The organism is Marinobacter sp. bablab_jr008 (assembly GCF_016464145.1).
Lineage (GTDB): Bacteria > Pseudomonadota > Gammaproteobacteria > Pseudomonadales > Oleiphilaceae > Marinobacter > Marinobacter nauticus.
Genome location: NZ_JACDWW010000029.1, coordinates 1 through 3,065 on the forward strand (window position 1 = coordinate 1; position 3,065 = coordinate 3,065).

Below are 3,065 nucleotides of genomic sequence, written 5' to 3' on the forward strand. Positions count from 1 at the left end.
CCTATCAACGTCCTGGTCTTGAACGGCTCTTCAGGAGGCTCGAGGCCTCGGGGAGATCTCATCTTGGAAGGGGCTTCCCGCTTAGATGCTTTCAGCGGTTATCCTGTCCGAACATAGCTACCGGGCAATGCCACTGGCGTGACAACCCGAACACCAGAGGTTCGTCCACTCCGGTCCTCTCGTACTAGGAGCAGCTTTCCTCAAATCTCCAACGTCCACGGCAGATAGGGACCGAACTGTCTCACGACGTTCTAAACCCAGCTCGCGTACCACTTTAAATGGCGAACAGCCATACCCTTGGGACCGGCTTCAGCCCCAGGATGTGATGAGCCGACATCGAGGTGCCAAACACCGCCGTCGATGTGAACTCTTGGGCGGTATCAGCCTGTTATCCCCGGAGTACCTTTTATCCGTTGAGCGATGGCCCTTCCATACAGAACCACCGGATCACTATGACCTACTTTCGTACCTGCTCGACGTGTCTGTCTCGCAGTCAAGCGGGCTTGTGCCATTACACTAACCGCACGATGTCCGACCGTGCTTAGCCCACCTTTGTGCTCCTCCGTTACGCTTTGGGAGGAGACCGCCCCAGTCAAACTACCCACCACACAGTGTCCTCAACCCCGATAAGGGGCCAGAGTTAGAACCTCAAACATGCCAGGCTGGTATTTCAAGGTTGGCTCCACCGGAACTGGCGTCCCGGTTTCAAAGCCTCCCAGCTATCCTACACAAGCATGCTCAAAGTTCACTGTGAAGCTATAGTAAAGGTTCACGGGGTCTTTCCGTCTAGCCGCGGATACACCGCATCTTCACGGCGATTTCAATTTCACTGAGTCTCGGGTAGAGACAGCGCCCCCATCGTTACGCCATTCGTGCAGGTCGGAACTTACCCGACAAGGAATTTCGCTACCTTAGGACCGTTATAGTTACGGCCGCCGTTTACCGGGGCTTCGATCAAGAGCTTCGCACGAATGCTAACCCCATCAATTAACCTTCCGGCACCGGGCAGGCGTCACACCCTATACGTCCACTTTCGTGTTTGCAGAGTGCTGTGTTTTTAATAAACAGTCGCAGGGGCCTGGTATCTTCGACCGGCTTCCGCTCCACCCGCAGGGGCTTCACGTACACACCGGCGTGCCTTCTCCCGAAGTTACGGCACCATTTTGCCTAGTTCCTTTACCCGAGTTCTCTCAAGCGCCTTGGTATTCTCTACCTGACCACCTGTGTCGGTTTGGGGTACGGTCTCGAATAGCCTGAAGCTTAGAAGATTTTCCTGGAAGCAGGGCATCAATGACTTCGCGCCCTTGGGCACTCGTCGTCGCGTCTCGGGATTGTGGACCCGGATTTGCCTAAGTCCACTCCCTACATGCTTAAACCGGGGCAACCGTCGCCCGGCTCACCTAGCCTTCTCCGTCTCTCCATCGCAGCTATCCAAGGTACGGGAATATTAACCCGTTTCCCATCGACTACACCTTTCGGTCTCGCCTTAGGGGCCGACTCACCCTGCGCCGATTAGCGTTGCGCAGGAACCCTTGGTCTTCCGGCGTGCGGGTTTTTCACCCGCATTGTCGTTACTCATGTCAGCATTCGCACTTCTGATACCTCCAGCATGCTTCTCAACACACCTTCGCAGGCTTACAGAACGCTCCCCTACCCCGCATACAATGTATGCAGCCGCAGCTTCGGTGACCAGTTTGAGCCCCGTTACATCTTCCGCGCAGGCCGACTCGACTAGTGAGCTATTACGCTTTCTTTAAAGGGTGGCTGCTTCTAAGCCAACCTCCTAGCTGTCTGAGCCTTCCCACATCGTTTCCCACTTAACTGGTACTTGGGGACCTTAGCTGGCGGTCTGGGTTGTTTCCCTCTTCACGACGGACGTTAGCACCCGCCGTGTGTCTCCCGGATAGTACTCACAGGTATTCGGAGTTTGCATGGGGTTGGTAAGTCGAGATGACCCCCTAGCCCAAACAGTGCTCTACCCCCTGTGGTATTCGTCCGAGGCGCTACCTAAATAGCTTTCGGGGAGAACCAGCTATCTCCGGGCTTGATTAGCCTTTCACTCCGATCCACAAGTCATCCCCTGGCTTTTCAACGACAGTGGGTTCGGTCCTCCAGTGCCTGTTACGGCACCTTCAACCTGCTCATGGATAGATCGCCCGGTTTCGGGTCTATGCCCAGCGACTAATTCGCCCTATTCAGACTCGGTTTCCCTACGGCTCCCCTAAACGGTTAACCTCGCCACTGAACATAAGTCGCTGACCCATTATACAAAAGGTACGCCGTCACAGAACAAGTCTGCTCCGACTGCTTGTACGCATACGGTTTCAGGGTCTATTTCACTCCCCTCACAGGGGTTCTTTTCGCCTTTCCCTCACGGTACTGGTTCACTATCGGTCAGTCAGGAGTATTTAGCCTTGGAGGATGGTCCCCCCATGTTCAGTCAACGTTTCTCGTGCGCCGACCTACTCGATTTCACTGAACTCAGGTTTCGGATACGGGGCTATCACCCACTATGGCGGCACTTTCCAGAGCCTTCTCCTACCAGTTGTTCAGCTTAAGGGCTGGTCCCCGTTCGCTCGCCGCTACTTAGGGAATCTCGGTTGATTTCTTTTCCTCAGGGTACTTAGATGTTTCAGTTCCCCTGGTTCGCCTCTTACACCTATGGATTCAGTGTAAGATACCAACCCGAAGGTTGGTGGGTTTCCCCATTCAGAGATGTCCGGATCACAGCTCGTTTGCCAGCTCCCCGAACCTTATCGCAGGCTTCCACGTCTTTCATCGCCTCTGACTGCCAAGGCATCCACCGTATGCGCTTAGTTGCTTGACTATATAACCCCAAGACAACTGATCACGAATCCACACTCTTCACCAGGCAAGCCTGATTCCGAGGCATCTTCGAGACAGTCACTTGAAGCAATAGAACAACCACTTCAACGACAACACCGGATAACGCTTGAAATCGCTATCACTTTGAACATTTTCTCTCGGAGATAATGAGAGAAAAATATTCGTGTTCTATCTCGTCCAATTTGTTAAAGAGCAAATCTGACCCAGTGATCAGAAAG

The 3,065-nt window shown here is 53.7% G+C and carries 1 rRNA gene; it reads right to left on the reverse strand.

From position 1 onward, the window contains the following. A 23S ribosomal RNA gene (locus JIF53_RS01805) occupies positions 1-2,827 on the reverse strand; the annotation flags it as partial. Positions 2,828-3,065 lie beyond the last annotated feature (238 nt).